The following is a 20,185-nucleotide window of genomic DNA, read 5'->3' as shown; positions in this document are numbered from 1 at the left end:
TTTAATTTTTTGATACACCCCATTGCTTATTTGGAGTAGGTCCCATCACCAGCTCCAGCGTTCCGCCTGCGGCCAGTTGTGCATGGGTAAACCAGGTTGAATTTAACGGTTTGCCGTTTAAGCTCGCACGCTGGATATACTTATTGACTACCGAGCAGTTCGGTGCTGATACCGTGAATGTCTTTCCGCCCGGAAGGCTGATCTCCACTTTTGTAAAGACCGGGCTGCCAATGGTATAATCCGGAGTTCCCGGTGAAAACGGGTAAAAGCCCATGGACGAAAAGACCAGGAAGGCTGACATTCCGCCGCCATCCTCATCACCAGGAATGCCGAACACATTGTCTTTGTACCAGAGGTCCATTAAAAGCCGGATGTGCTTTTGTGTCTTCCAGGGCGAAGATGTAAAGTTGTACAGGTAAGGAATGAAAAAGCTCGGCTCATTGCCCATCGAAAATTCTCCCACCAAACCGGTGGCATCCGGGAATTTAGACCAAAATTCATACCTGCTCCTGCCCAATGGTTCCCTGAATAATTGATCAAGTCTGGCCTCAAACTTGGCTTTTCCACCCATCAGCTCCATCAAGCCCGGCACATCATGCTGTACCTGCCAAAGATAGGTCCAACCGTTATTTTCATCATAGTAATCCCTTCCACCGCTGCCGCCGTCAAATTTTGGATCTATATCTATCCAATTACCCTTCCCATCCTTTGGCATGAACATACCGTTGACCGAATTCCAGAGGGTCCGGTAATTTTTCGCCCTTTTTGCAAAAGTCGCGGCGATATTGCCGTCTCCAAGTTCCTGTGCCATCTGTCCAACAGCCCAGTCATCATAACTCGCCCCGAGCGTAACTGCAACTGCCTGACGGCGTTCATGTCCGTCGACCTGCGCCTCTGTCTCTGGCTCGTCTTTGTGTAATGCAGGGAAAAACCCCTTGCTGAAATAAACGTCATCCAGCGCAGTTTTAGGGCCATTCCGCCAGGGCAGCATTGTAGCTTGTGTTGCATTTTTTAGCATCCCTTCAAAACCCTTTTTAAAATCGAAGTTCCGCAAACCTTTACGGTAATCGTCCAGCAACATGATGGAAGAATGAAAGCCGTTCATGCAGGCATGGTCGCCAAAAAGTACCGGAAAAGTCGGCATCCAGCCACTCTGCTCATATTGGCTGACATAGGATGCAAGCATATCTTCCTCCATACGTGGATTAACGATCGCCCGCAGCGGATGCAGCGCCAAATAGGTGTCCCAGGTCCAATCGTCCACGTAAAATGGCCGGTTAGTGGAATGCACCCGTTTATCAAAACCGCTATAGTACCTGCCATCTTCCGTGATATCCACCATTCGTTCGTTACAACGATAATAAGCTGTATAGAAAGCCCGACGCTGCGCTTCCGTGCCACCCTCCACATGAATATTTCCAAGTGTATTTTTCCATTCCGCTTCTCCGGAGAGTTTTAAATCTTCAAATGACCTGCCCGTTAACTCCTCTTTAAAATTGGCCCTCGCCTGGGCAGGACTTATATAAGATACAGCATAACGAAAATCAACTTTTGTCACGTTTTCGGAGTATTCAAGGTATACATGACGGCCTGCCCTGAAAGCAGGCAGCCCTCCGGTGATCTTCCCGGCAGATTCCCCGCCTGGCATACCGCCTTCACTGAATTCACCATAAACATATATCGGTATGTCTCCGTGATACGTTTCCATCCCTTCGAGTACACGGCCGTTGATCAGATTCCAGCTTGCTTTACCCGGGTTATAAAAATCAAGCAGGATTTTTTTTGCCGCGGCGTTTTTTGGAAAAGCAAACTGGTAAAAACCCGTCTTTCTGCCTGCTGTGAAAGCTACATTGATCTCATCGTCGATCAGGTAAGTGGCATAATACCACGGGCGGGTAACTTCAAGTTCATGGTCATACGTCATTTTCCTTTTCCATGAATCCCTCGTCAATGACTGTGTCCAGGGTTTGATAGCGAATACCTGGCCCAGGCGATGTGAAACGATATTTAATGGAAAAGCCGTGATTTGGTCATCGATATAGTCCGAACGGTCCGGATACATCCTGATCATTTGATTGGGTAACTGGACGGTCGGTCGTGTTGGCTGCAACAAAAGGCCGACATTGCCAATTTTCGGGTCGACAAACTGCAGTATCCCGGTACCCGCGTTATTACTGAGGTCCTGCGCGTTAATACTGGACGAGCTCACCGCGACGACGATCACCGTAGAGGTTATCGAAAGCCGTAAAGACAGAAATGATTTTAATAGTTTAAATAACATTTGTTGATAGTAATAATACATATGCCCGGCCATGGCCAGGCATATTTTAATTTAATTTGAAAGCTTGCCGGGTAATATCCATAAAGGTTGTACCGTACTCCTGCGTAGGTTCGATCTGGGTGTCAAACTGGAAATTATTAAAGGAATCCACCAGAATCAGCCGGCTTCCAGAGGCGTTGCGTTTCGCTACATTTGTATAGGTCTTATACCAATCCGCTGACCTGGTAATGCTCAGGTTCGTATTGGTTGGAGCCTGTATCTGGTAATTATAGGCAGCCTGGATACAAGGCACGAACTCCATTTTCTTTTGTCCTGGCGTGAGCCCGCCGGCTGGCCAGGATTCCAGCTGCTGCTTCCAGTATGCCCAGTTTTGATCGACCATTTGTCCAAAGAGGTAGTTCCGGTCCAGGATGCCTTTGTTATCCACCATGTTAGCTTCGTACAGCGCATCGAACGAGTTTTGGTACTTATAGAAGAAATTGTTCGGTGCGGTCCAGTTGTCCTGTTCCCCGATAATATAGGCATCAGCACCCAATGCAGACAGACGCTTTCGTACCTCCGCGAAGAGCGGCTGCATACTCCCGGGATTGGCGGCATCCATATTGGAATTCATGTCCTGGGCTTTGTTGATCAGGAGTACAGGCTTGCCGTTAATTTTCTGATAATTCGGATTGCTCATGAAATTGCCGACAGCCTCCATATCTGCGTAAAAACCGGCCAGTTTTGCGGCATTTGCCTCAATGGGGGTACCGCGTGGATTACCGTTCGCATCATTATTGCCGGTAAGCGTAACACCATAATTTGTTGCTGTAAACTGAAACTGGATGGCAAAATGCATTTTGGAAACATTGGGAGCTGTTAGGAAGGAATGCAGCATCGTCGTGTCCGTCTTAAAATTTGCTGCCTCAAAAGTTTTCGAACGGATCGTAAAGATAAAGTAATCGATCTTTGCAGCGGCCGCTTCCTCGATGTGCATCTGGATGGTGGCCGCCGGAATACCAGTCGTCGTACTGGATATATATTTGCCAGCTAATGGCGTATACTTTACGTTGGCATTAAAAGCGGCAGTATTTACATAATAAAATGCACCAACCGTATAATCGGCCTTAACCGGTACTTCCGGTATCTTATAGTTTAAAAAGTAATCGTCGATAGATGGCCCCTGCTTTTTACACGCGGTAAAAAGGAGCAGGAAGCAGGCCGAAAGGCATATATTAATTCTTGAGATTTTTTTCATGTTTTTAATTTTTAATAAACACCATTGGTCACAAAACTGACATTCGCCTTGGTCAGATCCTCTACGTTTGGACCATACCATTTTTGCAACATGGAATAATCCAGGATAACGGTGAAAGGCAGGTTTGTCCAGTCCAGATGTGTATATGTTTTGGCAAAATTCAATTGGGTACTTGCATAATCTTTCTGCCCCTGAAGGAGTTGAACCGCCTGCTGGTAGTCTGAAGGATTGGTGGCTTTTTCGCCTGAATTGTAAATATACCGGTCCGGCAGATCGCCGAATAATGGATTGATTTCTACACCCGTGGCGGCGTTCGTGTGCGGTGGCGGAACAACAAAGCGGGTCCTTCGCATCAGTGCCCAGGTATCAAATCCATTATCAGGGTACCCGCTTAACCACTGCTGTACAAATATCTTCGTGAAATTATCCGCCGGTATATTTGCGTTGGTAATATTTACCACATAGTTGAAGCCCCGGGCTGAGGTACCCCATTTGATACCGTCTTGTGCCTGGTAAGCCGCAGCCTGTGCAGGGGTTAATCCCCAGAAGGTGAAATTGGCATTAATACCGGCATAATAATATTGGTCAGCGGTTTTTTTACCGCCATAACCCAGCAATGCAGCTTCCGCTTCCATGAATAATACATCCTGATAGGTCATGAAATAGAAAGGTTTATCTGGGGCAACGATATTGATCCCCGATGTCGATGTAACCGGCGTACCATTGGTTCCCGGCAGGACACTAAAACTGTTGGGATAGTTAGCACCGTTCCAGGTATTGAAAGCCAGGCCCCAGCTTGGTAGAACTTTTTGCGCCTTTGGAGCCCCGGCATAAGGAACAGCATAGGTAACGATATGATGCAGGTTGTCGTTAGTACTCAAAAGCGTATCCTTGATACTGTAACCGACCGTTGCTTTATTGAAATAAGCCGCCATTCTCGGGTCTTTATAAGAACGGAAATATAACTGCGCATAATCACTCATAACCGGATAAGTGGTGATGCCGGGATTACTTTTAACGTATTTTAAATAATACTGTGATTGGCTGCCGTCCGCCGACCCGTAAGATAGTTTCGGATCATCGGCTTCGCTTTGAAGCAACGTCCCTTCATCTGCCATGACCTCTTTGATCGCGGCCACTGCCACATCAGGAAGGTTTTTCTGGCATCGCAAGGCGATACGCAGACGCAAGCTGTTTGCAAATCTTAACCATTTGGTCAGGTCACCGCCATAAATATAATCTGTCGTGAGCTTGTCACCGGTCGGGTTATTAGCCAGGGTCGCCGCCGCATCCTTCAGTTTGCTCAGCAGGGATGTGTAGATGGAATTTTCATCATCATACTTGATACCTGGTGTAATCTTCCCAGCCTGTGTATAGGGAACAGGCCCGTAAGTACCGACCAATACGGAATACAAATAACATTCCCAGATATTGGCAATGGCCATGCGGTTCACGTATTTCGGGTTATCCCCGTAGATTTTACGCAGCTGACGGATATTGTTTGCTCCGGTCATGTAAAAATCGTTCCATAGGCCGTCATCGCTGGCCTGGTAGCGGCCGATGTTAGCGGGCTCGATAATATGGGCATACTCCCAAAAAGCGTAAATATTCTCCTGCTCCATACGGTCCGCAGTGGTCTTGAATACTTGTGTCATAACCGGCTCCATATCCGGTAAAGCAAGCTTGGTCGGGTCTGTATTGATTTTCTCAAAGCCTTTCTTGCAGGCACTTAAACCGGCAATGGACAGGAGAACTATATATATTGTCTTTTTCATATGATTAGAATGAGAATTTAAGATCAGCACCATAGAACGCATATGGCAGGGAACCGCCCAGTTCGAAACCCTGGGCATTGCCTGAAGAGTTAGCGGATTCCGGATCTATGCCACGTGGTGTGTGCTGTAATATCGTCCAAAGATTTCTGCCCACTAGGGAAACATGAGCTGATTTAATGAAAGTACCACCAAGAAGACTCTTGGGTAGTGTATAACCGATGATCACCTGTGAAAGCTTGATAAATGAATCATCAAAGATCATCAGGCTGTTGATATGGTTCCACCTGGCGTAATAAGCGGCGGGCTGCAAAAACTGTGAATTTGGTTTTGATTTATCTGCGATCAGATTTCCATTGGCGTCATAAACGATCTTGCCACTGGCATCAACAAGGGGGTAGTAGCCCTCAAAGCGGGTACCTTTACTACGACCGCCATCAGGGTAGGCATAGCCATAAGCTGAAGTCTGGTTTTTAGTGATCGGGTTTCCGGCCTCACCTAAAATAACATTGGAGTATTCATAGGTATCCCGGTTTTCCAGGGTTTGATTCGTCACGCCGTTTATATCTGCCCGCCAGTAGGTACCGGAAAAGATCTGGCCGCCAAAGCGTGCGTTCAGAAGAAAACTGAAATCAAATTGTTTATAGGTAAATGTAGAGCCGAACGAGGTTAACATTTTGGGCTGGTAATTCCCCAGGTATGCCTGGTTGCTGCCCGTGGTCGTAAATGGCAGGTTAGAAATATAAGGGTAACCGCTGCTTGGGTCTATGATCGTGTTGCCTTCCGCGTCGTGGGCGTTATCCTCGCCTCGCATCACACCAATCGGCTGACCAACTTCGGCATACAGACTGGTTAATAACACCCCGCCAATTTTTGCCTGGGTCAGACCATCAGCTAGTGAGATTACCTTATTCCGGTTCAATGCGAAATTTGTTTGAACCCTCCAGCTGAAGTTCTTGTTCTGGATCGCTGTCGCGTTTAACGATACTTCCACGCCTTTATTTAATACGCTTCCGGCGTTGATCACCCGGTTTGAATAGCCGCTGGCAGTTGATGTTCCGATTTGCAGGATCTGATTAGTGGTTGTTTTCCGGTAAACAGAGGCATCCAGTGAAATACGGTTCTTCAAGAATTGCAATTCGGTACCCAGTTCGATCGAGGTGGATTTCTCCGGCTTCAGGTCCTGGTTCTTCAGCAACTGGTCGAACGAAACGAGCGGGCTACCATTAAATGCACCATTATAACCGAACAAAGACGTAAGGTTATAAGGGCTGGTATCATTCCCTACCGTAGCGATTGACGCCCTAACTTTACCAAAGCTCAGAATGTTTTGCGGAATGTGGAACAACTCTGTAAATACAAAGCTGGTACTGGCCGACGGATAAAAGAACGAACCGTTGGCAAGGGGAAGGGTCGATGACCAGTCATTTCGTCCCGTAAGGTCGAGGTATACGAAATTCTTATATCCGATGGAGGCCGTACCAAAAACTGAATAGATCTTTGAACGCAGCGGTCTTTCAGTAGAGGTAACCAGTCCGCCATTATTCGCCAGACTGATCTCATCGATCGTAGAATGGCCCAATAATGTAGTTATTTGTGATGTAATCGTATTATTATTGAGCAGCCTGATATTGCCGCCTAAATTTCCAAGTAGTGAAAAGTTTTTTAATTGCTTATTATAAAGGAACAGTCCTTCGTAATTATAATTGGCGTTATTGATCAGGGAGGTTGTATAACGGCCGTCTTTTCCGTTGCCGTTGGAGGCCGCTCCCTTCTGCAGCAGGATCTGACGGTCACCCCAGTTCATATTGGTAGAAGCCTGCCCACGGAACTGCAACCCTGGAAGGAGTTTAAGCGTGGCTGTGATACCGCCGATGATGGTATTGTTGCGGTCACGGTTCGCATTTTCATGAATCAGCCAGTAAGGATTTTCCAGCCCGATATTTCCAGCAACAAATTCATTCCCCGCAGCATCTTTCCATGGTATAAAATCATCCGGCCCAACGCTTCGTGGTAGATAAAAAAAAGTATTCATCGGATTAGAGGCATCATCATTCCGGGCTATACGATTATTGACTGTTGCACGCTGATATTGAAGGCGTGCATCGATCTTTAAAAAAGAAGTGAAATCTTTGCTGCCATTGAAGGCAATATTATTTCGTGTCTGCAGGTTCTGAAGCTCCATCACATCATTGCCATCGGTACGTGTGTAGGAAAATCTGTAGGAGGACAGTAATCCCGGCCCGCCTTTTGGGTTGGCTGTTTCTGTGGCGTTACTGATTGAAAAATTCTGCGTCAGCGTATAGGCTTTTTGATATAATGAAGTAATGTTATCCGGGTGCGGTGAATAGGTGATCGGGGCGCCAGAAAAACTTGCGTAGGGCTGGCCGAGAAGCGGTCCGCCCCAGCTTCTTTGATTACTACCCTCCTGGATAACACCAAATCCGTTGTTATTGCGGGTACCACCAATGGAACTGTTGGTCCCCTCCCCATATATGTTCTGAAATTCCGGGAACTGCAGGATCTGTCCCTGCATAAAGTTTTCATTCACGGAGATGCCGACACCCGCGTTTTTTTTACCTTTTTTTGTAGTTACAAGTAACGCCCCGTTGGCAGCCCTCGAACCGTAAAGTGCGGCGGCATTCGGGCCTTTAAGTACTTCGATACTTTCGATATCATCAGGGTTCAGCACCTGGGCTCCGTTACCGTAATCGATTTGGTTCGGATTTCCGTTGCCGTTTTGCCCGTCATAGTTGTCGATCGGTACGCCATCTACCACCCATAAGGGTTGATTATCGCCTGAAATAGAACCCGGTCCACGCAATACTAATCGCGTTGAACCGGTTTGCTGGCCGCTTGTGGTAAGCTGTAAGCCTGCTACCTTTCCGGCCAAAAGGTCGGTAATGTTTGTCGCCCGGGCCTGGGTCATTTCGTCGACATTCACACTTTGCTGCGACACACCTAAAGATGCTTTCGACCGCGAAATGTTAAGAGCAGTGATCACGACTTCTGACAAACCTGAAGCTACAGGTTCCATTTTAACATCCACAGTGGTTTTTCCGGAAATATCAACCTCCATAGGTTGGTATCCGATAAAGGAAAATGTTAGCAGGTTCCCGGCCTCTGTTCCCGCATTCAGGGAATAAGTTCCGTCCTGTGCGGTTGCGCCGCGCCGTTGTGTGTTCTTTAGTGTTACAGTCACTCCGGGCATGGGTTGACCGGTCTCGTCAGTGACCCTGCCTTTGATAATGCGGCTTTGCGCAAATAATTGACAGGAAAAACACGTTAAGAGGAGCAATAATAAAAGTCTTCTCATAATGTAGGGTTTAAAAATTGGTTTATAGAAAATTCCAACCCGAAATAACCGCGGGACATTAACCGGTCATTAAGGAAACATTAACAGCGGGGCAGACATTGAATTTTTTATTTTCTTCCGCGGATTTCAAGCATGTTTAAAAAGTAATTGCGGCATCATAGCCATTTGTCCATTGAAATATGCTTTGTTAATCATTACTTTTGAGCAATAAACCTAATGTTCGAATGGAGCAGCCTTATGGCAGCTAATTTCTTCATGCCTGAATTGACTGCTTATTGATGGATCGTTACGTTGTAAGGATAATTTTTCTACTTATCTGGCTATGCGCTCAAGCATCTGGACAAAAATGCCTTGCGCAGGAGTCTTACGGCCTGGGTTTTAACAGTCACGAAGCCATAACCGATCAGCGGACTTCACTCGATCTTTTCCCGAATTCTTCCTTCCGTACCGGTAAAAGTTTTGAGATGTCCTTTGAATTGAGCTTTCTGCCAAATAAGGTGGATTATTTCGGCTACATATTCCGGATCATTGAGAACGGAAACAGGAATTTTGACCTTGTTTATAATAACAGGGACGTTGCCGATAAAAATAGCAGGAATCATTTTAAACTTGTTATCGGCGATATCTATTCAAATATTGATTTTGAAGTTACCCCCAATCAGTTGTTTTATCAATGGAACCGTATCCAGCTACGTTTTGATTACGAAAGGAAAGAGGTTACATTGCTAGTTAACGGACATTCTTTCAGACAACCCAATACCACTTTTAAGCCGGAAAATACCTACCGCATTATTTTCGGGATCAGCAAGGAACCTCAATTTAAGGCAAGCGACTGTTCTGCTTTCAAGATACGTAACGTAAAACTAAATACAGGTAACCACATCAGGTTTCATTGGCCGCTGGACGAGGCGAAAGGAACGATAGCAAGGGAAACGGTAGAAGGCTCGGACGGAGCTGTTGCCAATCCGGTTTGGATGGAGTCTGAGCATGCCATATGGCGTTCCGAAGGCGGGCTTCATGTTAAAGGAGTGTCGACAGCAACCTTTAATCCAATAGATGAAAACATATATGTCGTTGGAAAAGATACGTTGTGGTCAATTGCCGGCAGAGGCTTTGTCCAAACCGCTACCGGCTACGAAGGCCAGGAGTTCAATCTCCTACCCAGCAACGAAACCATTTATAATCCTTTCAATCATAAACTATACAATTATTACGTCGACCACATCAACAAGAAACTTTCCGTTTTCGATAGCGCGGCTAAAGAATGGCAGCCCAACCCGGCTTTTCAGCCGGCAATTGATTACTGGCAAACCAACAGCTTTTTTTGTAAAAGCGATTCCTCCCTGTATGTGGTAGGAGGCTACGGGAGGATGACGTATAAGAACACGGTATTCCGATACGATCTGGCCTCGGCCGGCTGGGAAACGTTGAAGACGACGGGATATTATTTTTGTCCGAGATATTTAGCCGCTTGCGGAACGACTGACCAAGGTAATACAGCTTATCTGATCGGGGGCTACGGCAGCCGCACCGGTGAACAAATGCTGAATGCCAGAAATTATTATGATCTGGTGCGGTTTGATGTACGCACTCGGAAATTTAAGAAAATATATGATCTGAAGGTTGATGGAGAGGACTTTGTATTCGCCAACACCATGGTGCTCGACGAATCCACGCGCACATTTTATGCTCTTGTGTTCTCCAATCAAAAATTCAATTCGGAACTAAAACTCCTTCATGGCTCACTAGATAAGCCTTCCTATGAAATTATCGGAAACGCGATACCTTTCAGTTTTCACGATACACATTCATTTGCAAAGCTTTATTTTAATAAAACCAGCCGTCAGCTCGTTGCCGTGACGATGATCCGTCCGATGGACCATGACCAGGACAGTTATTATCATTTCTACAGTCTGCTATGCCCGCCAAGAAACCTCCGGCCGGCAAAAATCACAGGACCAAGCCTGGACTCGTCGGGTATTTTGTTGTGGGCAGGTGGTGCCTTGAGTTTGTTTGTAATACTTATCGCTTTCCTGAGGGCCAGAAAGTATTTGGCATCGCCCCAAAAGGTTGAAGCCGGAGACAACCAGCCGCTTAAGGAGGCCGAGAAAGTACAAGTGGAGGAATTACCGGCCCAGCCAATTTTACAGGATAACCGCCCGGCAGTCTATTTATTCGGCAGTCTTACCATAATCAATAAGGACGGCGAAGATATTATCGGGCAATTTACCTCCCTTGTCCGTGAACTTTTTCTGGTCATACTCATTTATAGCCTTAAATCAAGCCGCGGCATCACCCCGGAGAAATTACTTGAATTACTGTGGCCGGATAAAAGCGAGGATAGCGCCCGCAATAATCGCGCGGCAAACCTTTCCAAATTAAGAGCCGTTCTCCATCAATTGCAAGGGATTAAACTTTCTAAAGATACCCTAAACTGGCGTTTAGAGATCGATCACGATGTCATCCGCATCGATTTTTGGGAATATCTGCAGATCATCAGCCGCAGACGCAACCTAAATGACGTTGACATCCAAAAACTGATCGATATCACCTCACGGGGCGGATTTATTGCCGGCGTTGACTATCACTGGTTGGAGCAAACCAAAACTGACATCGCGAATGAAGCGATCGATGTTTATTTGGCCAATCTGAACCGGATCAAACCTGAAGAACAGCCGGAGCTTACCATCAAGCTGGCCAACGCCATTTTTGTTTTTGATATCCTGAATGAAGATGCGATGATTGCCAAATGCCGGGCATTATATGCGCTTGGCAAACATTCGTTAGCCAGGTCAACTTATGAAACATTCAACAAGGAATTCAAAGAATGGTATGGAGAAGGTTTCAAATCTGATTTCAATGCCATTGTCAGCAGCCTCACCTCCACACGCTAAATTAACGGCTGGCATGCTGATGCCTGAGTGACAGAAAATCGTTCCATTATTTTCGTTTTAATTTATTGGTTAATGAATGGTTAATCTTTGATTAATCCTATGCCGTTTTTTTGCTTATAACCAATTATCCGCGCCGCTGGATTTAGTTTTTTTAATGAAAATTATGCCAACAGAGATGACCTGCTGTGCAACCACCGCGGAAGTTACCGGAATGACCAAACAAAACCACAGCATATGAAAAAAACGATTACCTCTTCAACCTGCAGCAGCTCGAAACTGCTGCTCACCTCCATGTTAATCCTGTTGGGTCTCCGGGTAATGGGTCAGGGTGCGACGACACCATTCAGGTCTACCGAAGCCGAAGCTGGCAGTCTCGCCGGAGGGGCAACGGTGCGAACCATGTCTATCCTCCCCAGCCAACCCACGCCGGAGCTGGAGGCTTCCGGCCGTACGTTCGTAGAGCTTAACGCCGCCGATCAATCGGTCAGTTGGGTAAATAATACGGGTATCACCGCCAATACCATGGTAGTGCGGGCTTCAGTCCCTGATACACCCACCGGAGGCGGAGCCGATTATACGCTTGACCTTTATATTGACGGCTTTTTCAGGCAAACAGTTAAATTTACTTCAAGATACAGCTGGCAATATGGTACAGTCACGGACTGGGCAGATAACAATCCGGCCCATGGCACCCCACATCGATATTGGGACGAATCCCGGTTTTGGATAACAGGTTCACCAATCGCGCCGGGAAGCACCATTATGTTTAAAAAAGGGGCAACAAATACGGCGGCATTTTATTACCTCGATATTTTTGATCTCGAAAATGTCGGGCCGGCGTTAACTCAACCGGCTAATACCTTATCCATTACCAGCTATGGTGCGGTTTCAGGCGATGGCAATGATGATACCAAAGCGATCAAGGATTGTATCGCCGCCTGCCAAAGCAGTCACCAGGGAATGTGGATACCGGTTGGTTCTTTTGAAACGGATACGGCGGTGGATGCCTCCAACATTACCATCAGCGGTGCCGGAATGTGGTATACCACGTTGGTAAGAACGATTGGCAAGCGGATCAAATGGTCACTGACCAATTGTACACTGAGGGACCTGTACGTATTCGGCGCAGAGACCGCACGCGACCTCGCACACGGGCATGACTATGGTTTCACAATTCAAGGCTCCGGCGGCTGGCTTGTCGAGCGGGTATGGCTGCATAATGTCGGCGCCGGATTTTGGTGCAGCGGGACTGATGGCACGATTCAGAATTGCCGATGTTCCAATGACTGGGCGGACGGAATTAATCTGAATAATGGCTCATCCGTCCAGGCCAATAATGCCGGGTTGAGGCTGACCGCACAAAATAACTATGTACGCGGGTGTACTGATGACGGCATCGCCATTAATGCCCAAAACGGAGGCGGGACTACATATAATATGGTGGATACCAAGGTGTTGAATAATTCCTCTGTGGCCATAATTTATGCGAACGGCATCCGCGTCGCGGGCGGCAGGAATTCACTGATTCAGGATAACTATGTTTCAGACCCCGCCGACCTTTCCGGCGTCGTGCTCGGAACATTTGGAACGTCGGGTAATCCTTGTGAGTCCGTTACCGTGAAAAACAACTATTTTATCCGTTGCGGGGGCTACCGGAGTACGGTCCAGGGTTCCATCTATGTAAATAGCGGCGGCACAGCCACCGTGCAGGATAACATGGTGGTCGATGCCAGCACCCGCGCAGTTTATATTAATAATTTTAACGTGACCTGTACCGGCAATGTCATCGTCCATCCCGCCCTGAATGCCTTTTATATCAAATCAGGCGCGGTAGGTACCGCCAACATCAGCTATAACACCGCTGTGAACATGAACGCGGGGCAGCTGCCGTTTAAAAACGACGGAACGGCAACGTTTACCACACCCATTGTTATCGGGAACAGCTGGCAGCAAACGGCAACCGAGGTTTCGTTTTATCAAAACACCAACTATGGCGGAACGGCCGGACAGGAGTTACCGGACGGAAATTATACGCAGTCGCTTCTGGCAACCAAAGGCGTAAGTAACGATTGGGCTTCATCCGCGCGTGTCCCGGCGGGAAAAAAGATAATCATGTATTCCGGAGACAACTACACAGGGACATCCTGGACACTGACCTATGATACGCCAAACTTCTCACGGCTTAGCCCCAGTGCCGACGAGCAAATGTCCTCGTGCCAGGTTATGACGGATGGATCATCCCCGCTCGCATTTGCACAACCAACATCGCTGGCTACGGAGCCGAATCAGCCCGGGGAGGTGATCAAAGTTTATCCAAATCCGGCAACGACAATTATCAAGGTAAGTAACATTAAGGACAAAACAAGGATACGCATCACTAACTGGCAAGGCAGGTTGCAGATCGATACGGTATCAGGGCCTGATATTGATGTGAGTTCATTAAAGCCGGGATTGTATATACTGAGTGCCGGCACTAATAAGGCGGTTAAGTTTTTAAAAAATTAAACCAAATGCAGCAAACGGAGCTTTACCGTTTGCTGCTTTATTTATAGTTAAGATAAGATCATCTCGATGGTCAATAACTCTTCAGATGAAAATTGAAGATTTCGAAGACATCGCAAAGAATCCTGCAGCTGATCAGGCCTGCTGGCCCCGATCAGCACCGAGGTAACCCGCCTGTCCTTGAGCAGCCAGACTAAGGCCATTTGAGCAAGGGTCTGTCCCCTGTACTCCGCCAGGTCATTTAGTTTTTTGATCTGCTTCAGGCGTTCTTCTGTTACCTGATCTTGCTGCAAAAAACCGCTGGGTTTTGCAGCGCGGCTATCCGCCGGTATACCTTTAAGATATTTGTTCGTCAACAAGCCCTGGGCAAGGGGCGAAAAGGGGATGCAGCCGACGCCGGATGTCTCCAAAACATCCAGTAAATTCTGCTCTACCCACCTTTCAAACATGGAATATTTAGGCTGATGGATAAGGCAGGGTGTGCCCAGGAATTTCAATATTTCAATCGCTTTCGCTGCCTGGTCAGCAGGATAATTTGAAATACCCGCATACAGCGCCTTCCCCTGCCGAACAAGGTGATCAAGTGCTGCCATGCTCTCTTCCAATGGAGTTTCGGGATCCGGCCGATGATGGTAAAAAATATCTACATAGTCCAGGCGCATACGCTTTAAGCTTTGGTCTAAACTGGATATTAGATATTTTCTCGAACCCCAATCACCATAAGGACCGCCCCACATGGTATAGCCAGCCTTGCTGCTGATAATCAGCTCATCACGGTAACTCCGAAGATCTTCCTGAAGGATTTTTCCAAAATTGGTTTCCGCACTGCCCGCAGGAGGGCCGTAATTATTGGCAAGATCAAAGTGGGTGATTCCGCTATCAAATGCCAAACGAAGGATAGACCGGAAATTTTCCTCGGTATCTACACCTCCGAAATTATGCCAAAGGCCCAGTGATAAAGCAGGCAGCTTGATGCCGCTGTGACCGCAGCGGCGGTATTGCATATCCTGGTAGCGGACTGTTGATGGTAGATAGTTCATATAATGGTTTAAATAGTGATTAATGAGGGTCGCGATTTTACTTAAAGGTAGGCTTTCAGCTTTTCGGCCAGAATTCGCCCTACCTTTTCCTGCCCGGCTACGCTGGGATGGGCAGTGTCATTATAATCGCTTGTTTTAGGAGCGATCCACCCGCTCGTTTCCAGAAAATACACATCTAGGTCGCCTGCGTGGTTAATCTCAGCCACCGCCTCCAGGGTAGGTTTGGTTTTGATGCCCAGAAAAGTTTGAAGAGCAATAATCCTGGCCTTAGGATAATTCGCGCGGACGCCTTTGATTAAACTGATATAGGAATGCCTGAAAGCGGAATCCGGTACCTTGTTGTTGTTGTCGTTGGTACCGAGGTTTATAAGAACAATATCGGCTGTGTAATTCCGAAAATCCCAGGCAGCGGCATCCGGATACTTAAGCGACCGGGATTTGAAATACTGTGATTCCATCCCATTACCCTTGACCCTGCCATAACCGTCGATTAGGTTGATCCCCGGATACGCGATCTGTGTATGTTCGGCGCCAAGGATTTCCGCTGCGACCCAGCCATAATCTGAAACATTTGCCTGGTCATCTGTGTAACCTGAAGTGATCGAGTCGCCAATGTATTCCACGACGATCTTAGATACCACTGGTTTCGTAGTTCTTGCATGAGTAGGCAAGATAAACCCCCTGAAATCAAACAGGTAATCATAATCTTTTCCCTGTGCAACAGTAAGTGTATGCCAACCGCCATGCGATGGTATGTCCCTAAAAGTCACTGTATCTTTCGCATTCTTATAACTGATCCAGGGACCATCGTCGATCCGGGCAAAAAAATTGGTTGGATGCCCTATCCGCATGCTGATCATTCTGCCCGAAAAACGCACCCTGACATAAGCACCACCCCAATAACTGGTATACCGATTTCTGTCTGAAAAGTCCCAGCGTCCAATAAATTTCAAGTTGGGATCCCCAAGCGAACCGGGTTTTGCGTCCGCGTGTTTTAAAACCGGACTCCAGGCTGCGGGCTTTTGCACAGGTTTGCTTAAGCGGCAGCTGCTACCTGAAATGAGCAGGGTCAGTAAGATAGAGAGCATGAATTTCATAATACAAAACAAAGCTTTTGGCTTAACCCAACATTAAAAAATCCTTAATAGCATACTGTTGACGAGAAAAAACTGACCGACCGCACCCATCAGCGTGCTTTCAGAGTAAAATTTGATCTCTATTATTCTACCGTTAATAACTGGTTAATCACTTGCACTAATTTTATCCAACTCCAGCGTATTCCCGCCGGGAAAGTTGAACCAACATAAATAAATTACTGAATGAAGCTAATTGTAAAGATTTTACAGATCACCGTAATAATTACCTTAACCGCCTTCGGCACGAACCTCGTTTTTGCCCAAAACAAATTCCTTAAGTCCTTTCAGCACCCTGGAATGATGCAAAGCAAAACAGATCTGGAAACGATGAAGGCCAATATTAATGCAGGCAAACAGCCCTGGAAAGCCGCATTTGAAAAATTGAAAGCAGCCACCCCTCTGGATTATAAGACTAAGGCGGTTGCCCATTTATCACAGGGTGCTTATGGAACGGACGATCGGGGAGGAAAGGAATTGTTAAGATCAGCAGGAATCGCTTATGATGCTGCGCTGCTTTGGTATATCACCGGCGACAAGCGATACGCAAACGAATCCGTTGCCATCCTTAATGCCTGGTCAGCGAAGCTTTGGGACTTCGACGGCAATAACGCAAAGCTTCTGGCTGGCCTCTCCGGGCATTATTTATTGAATGCAGCAGAGGTTATCAGATATTCGAATGCGGATTGGAAGCCTTTGGAGGTCGATCAGTTTAAGCGTTTCATGCTATCCGTTTATTATCCACTGATCAAAGATTTCTTTCCCGAGGCCAATGGTAACTGGGACGCTTCCATGATCAACACCATGCTCTGTATCGGGATTTTTTGCGACAACCATGAAATCTTCGACCGCGCCGTGTCAAAATACATCTACGGGAACGGCAACGGTGGGATTGTTAAATATATCTATCCCGGCGGACAGATTCAGGAGGCGACCCGCGATTGGGGACATGTACAGTTAGGCCTTGGTGAATTCGCCAAGGCGGCACAAACAGCCTGGACGCAAGGGGTCGACTTGTTCAGCATTGCCGGTAACCGCTTAGCCCTCGGATTTGAATATGCTTCGAAATTCCTGCTGAATGAAGACGTGCCGGTTTATGGCGTCATCTCCGGCCGGGAACGTGGCGGCCTGAGAGATATTTACGAAACCATTTATAATTTCTATCACTTTCAGAAAAATCTGGACATGCCTTACACCCGCCGCATCGTTGAACGCACCCGTACCGAAAGTACAAGTGCCCTGCTCGTGTCACTGCGCAATGATTTAATCGAGCCGGGCACACTGACCCGTCTTCCCGAACCGGGTATGGGGGCACTCCTGGCAGGTGCTACTACAGACACTGGTAAATCCTATCCATCAAATGCCGTATTGATCCGGCCGGGCGAATCTATTCAAGCAGCACTCGACCATTGCTCCGATGGCGCAACTATCGTCCTCTTAAAGGGGGTGCATACGCTGGCAAGTCCACTACAACTTCCTTCCAATGTTTCCATAATTGGAAGTGGCCGGCAATCCATTCTCTTCCTATCCCCAAATTTGAAAGATGCGGCCATTATTAACCGGTCGCCGGATATGCACAACGTCAGTCTCACAAATTTCCTCATTGAAGGCGGGCTAAACGTCACAGAAAGCGAAGACCCCAATAATAATCGCAGGCTTCGGTCTTACCAGCATGCCGCACCAAGGGCAGGTATATTGTTTCGTGGTCAAAGTGACAGCATAATGAACAATATCAGGTTGGTTCAGCTAACTGTTCAGAATTGCACGCAAAACGGTGTATATATCGCAGGAGCAAATAAGGTAGATATCCAAAGCTGTGATTTGAGCGACAACGGTTCCAGTGTGGCGCCAGGGCCGGGACTGCAGCACAATCTTTATCTGAAACATGTAACAAATGTGAAAGTCGGTCTATGCCGCCTCGATACCTCCCCATTCGGAAATGGCCTCCAACTGAGTGAGTCCTCCCACGCGGAAATTTGGGGAAATGAAACCGCCCGCAACAAAAAAAACGGTATTTATATCTCAGGAACGTCTGACTTGCTAATTCGACAAAACCAAATGGAAGGGAATGATGCAAATGGCTTATTGGCCGAAAACGCCCGAGGCCTAACAGTTAACAAAAATACCAGCCGAAATAATGGCGAAAAAGGATTATCCTTAGTAAAAACATCCGCAAATTCTCCGGGCAATATTATTGTCGATAACGGAAAATAATAGGCCTTTGAACCTGAAAAATAACTGACTTCCCACCGATGGGAATACGTTTCTTTCGAAAATCTTTCGGTTTTTTGTAAGGAACCGGCTCATTTTCCGACCAAGTGAGAAAACACAACTATGGAAAATTTAAAGATCCTTTCAAGAGATGAAGTATCCCCAAAGAACCAGGGATTGTATGACAAAATGAAAAAACAAATGGGTATGGTACCAAATCTCTATACCGTACTGGCTAATTCTGAAAACGCGCTGGAAACCTACCTTAACCTCGAAAATGCGCCAACGTCGCTTTCGGGGAAAGAGGTGGAAGTGGTTAATCTTGTCGTTAGTGAGATCAATAGCTGCGTTTATTGTACAAGCGCCCATACTGTGATCGCGAAGGGAACAGGTTTTTCCGACAGCGATATCATCGCATATCGTAGCGGGAATAAAGGGTCCGATGCTAAACTGGATGTTTTAGCAAAGGTAACGCGGGCTTTGACCGAACAACGCGGGCATATTGACGAGTCGTTATTAGATGAATTCTTCAGCAGCGGTTATACAAATGAAAACCTGGTGGACGCTATTATGCTTATCGGCGACCGGACCATCAGCAATATTCTCCATGCCGTTTCTAAGGTCGCAGTGGACTTTCCGTTAGCTGTCAAGCTGGAAAAGGCTTAAGTCAATTTCGAACTCAATGGTCAGGTACCTTATGCCTGACCATTTTTTTATGAAACTACCAATCTATAAAACCAAGTAAGTGAATGTGGACTAAAAAAGATATACCAGACCAAACGGGAAAAATAGCAATTGTAACGGGTGCAAATACGGGAATAGGATTCGAGACAGCACGTGCTTTATTTGAAAAAGGTGCACATGTAATTATCGCTTCCCGTGACGCTGAAAAGGGCCTGGATGCCATCAAACGGCTAAAATCAGCGGGGGTACACGGAGAGCTTGAATTAGGGATTCTAAATCTGGCGTGCCTCGAAGATATCAAAACGTTCGCCGAAGTATTTAAAAAGAGCCATCAGAAGTTAGACCTCCTGATTAACAATGCCGGAGTAATGAAACCACCTGCAGGAAAGTCAGAGGATGGGTTTGAACTACAGTTTGGGGTCAATTTCATTGGCCATTTCGCCCTTACCGCACATTTATATGACCTTCTTCAACACACCAAGGGCGCACGTGTAGTGACCGTAAGTAGCGGAGCAAGCAGGTTCATTGAACAGATCGACTATGATAATCTGAAACTCGAAAAACCATATGACGACTTCCGCGAGTACTCGACCAGTAAATTAGCTAATCTTTATTTTGCAAATGAACTGAACCGGCGTGCTGCCGGGACAATAACGTCCATTGCGGCGCATCCGGGCGTGGTATATACGGAACTGACAAGGCATATTCCTGATAATGAGCTGGAGGTGGCATTTGCCAGGTTCCCAACAGTTATGCAGCCTTGGCAGGGCGCGCTGCCCAGCCTCTATGCCGCTACTTCTCCGGAAGCCGAAGGCGGCGCTTATTACGCGCCTGATGGTGAAGGTGAATTGTCCGGATATCCCGCTCCGGTAACCATCGTTACACCCGCAATGAGGGATGGGAATAAGGCCTCAGAACTGTGGGATTATGCTGAAAGGGTGACCTGCCTAAATTTCCCTTAACCGATCTTTATAATATATTCTCCGTGTTTAACGGAGAATATATTATAACGCCATGTTAATGCGCTGCCGAGAATCGAGGAATTAATGATCCGTCTTCAATTGGGTATTCAAACAAAATGCCTTACCCTCGCGATTAAATGCAGACTGATTTCC

The 20,185-nt window shown here is 46.9% G+C and carries 11 protein-coding genes; 5 read left to right on the top strand and 6 right to left on the bottom strand.

The genetic code is table 11. The features are described from left to right. Position 1: 1 nt before the first annotated feature. The 4 genes from SNE25_RS04340 to SNE25_RS04325 are packed head-to-tail and all read right to left on the bottom strand — an operon-like array spanning position 2 to position 8,606. Complete coding sequence (locus SNE25_RS04340; RefSeq protein WP_321563864.1) at positions 2–2,281, bottom strand: GH92 family glycosyl hydrolase; 2,280 nt, start codon at positions 2,279–2,281, stop codon at positions 2–4. A 46-nt stretch (positions 2,282–2,327) separates the two neighbouring features. Further along, positions 2,328–3,518, bottom strand: a complete 1,191-nt coding sequence (locus tag SNE25_RS04335; protein WP_321563863.1) for a glycoside hydrolase family 71/99 protein — start codon at positions 3,516–3,518, stop codon at positions 2,328–2,330. Positions 3,519–3,529: 11 nt separating this feature from the next. Then, positions 3,530–5,293, bottom strand: coding sequence for a SusD/RagB family nutrient-binding outer membrane lipoprotein (locus SNE25_RS04330; RefSeq protein ID WP_321563862.1), 1,764 nt, complete (start codon positions 5,291–5,293; stop codon positions 3,530–3,532). Between the two features lie 4 nt (positions 5,294–5,297). After that, complete coding sequence (locus SNE25_RS04325; protein WP_321563861.1) at positions 5,298–8,606, bottom strand: SusC/RagA family TonB-linked outer membrane protein; 3,309 nt, start codon at positions 8,604–8,606, stop codon at positions 5,298–5,300. 278 nt (positions 8,607–8,884) lie between these two features. On the opposite strand from SNE25_RS04325, the gene SNE25_RS04320 reads away from it, so the two are divergent. Together SNE25_RS04320 and SNE25_RS04315 are read left to right on the top strand one after the other, a co-directional pair. Continuing rightward, complete coding sequence (locus SNE25_RS04320; RefSeq protein ID WP_321563860.1) at positions 8,885–11,500, top strand: hypothetical protein; 2,616 nt, start codon at positions 8,885–8,887, stop codon at positions 11,498–11,500. A gap of 234 nt (positions 11,501–11,734) precedes the next feature. Next, complete coding sequence (locus SNE25_RS04315; protein ID WP_321563859.1) at positions 11,735–14,005, top strand: right-handed parallel beta-helix repeat-containing protein; 2,271 nt, start codon at positions 11,735–11,737, stop codon at positions 14,003–14,005. Between the two features lie 47 nt (positions 14,006–14,052). Here SNE25_RS04315 and mgrA read toward each other — a convergent pair whose 3' ends face one another. Together mgrA and SNE25_RS04305 are read right to left on the bottom strand one after the other, a co-directional pair. Then, on the bottom strand, positions 14,053–15,042 hold the full coding sequence (mgrA, locus tag SNE25_RS04310) for an L-glyceraldehyde 3-phosphate reductase (protein WP_321563858.1): 990 nt from the start codon (positions 15,040–15,042) through the stop codon (positions 14,053–14,055). A gap of 41 nt (positions 15,043–15,083) precedes the next feature. Continuing rightward, positions 15,084–16,139, bottom strand: coding sequence for an SGNH/GDSL hydrolase family protein (locus SNE25_RS04305; protein WP_321563857.1), 1,056 nt, complete (start codon positions 16,137–16,139; stop codon positions 15,084–15,086). A 222-nt stretch (positions 16,140–16,361) separates the two neighbouring features. Here SNE25_RS04305 and SNE25_RS04300 point away from each other — a divergent pair, with 222 nt between their 5' ends. The 3 genes from SNE25_RS04300 (at position 16,362) to SNE25_RS04290 (ending at position 20,032) form a co-directional block, all read left to right on the top strand. Then, on the top strand, positions 16,362–18,389 hold the full coding sequence (locus SNE25_RS04300; RefSeq protein ID WP_321563856.1) for an alginate lyase family protein: 2,028 nt from the start codon (positions 16,362–16,364) through the stop codon (positions 18,387–18,389). A 204-nt stretch (positions 18,390–18,593) separates the two neighbouring features. Beyond that, positions 18,594–19,052, top strand: coding sequence for a carboxymuconolactone decarboxylase family protein (locus SNE25_RS04295; protein WP_321563855.1), 459 nt, complete (start codon positions 18,594–18,596; stop codon positions 19,050–19,052). A gap of 83 nt (positions 19,053–19,135) precedes the next feature. Beyond that, positions 19,136–20,032, top strand: a complete 897-nt coding sequence (locus tag SNE25_RS04290; protein WP_321563854.1) for an oxidoreductase — start codon at positions 19,136–19,138, stop codon at positions 20,030–20,032. Positions 20,033–20,185 lie beyond the last annotated feature (153 nt).

It is taken from the genome of Mucilaginibacter sabulilitoris (assembly GCF_034262375.1).
In the GTDB taxonomy this organism is placed as follows: Bacteria; Bacteroidota; Bacteroidia; order Sphingobacteriales; family Sphingobacteriaceae; genus Mucilaginibacter; species Mucilaginibacter sabulilitoris.
This window is presented reverse-complemented; position numbering and strand designations above follow the sequence as displayed.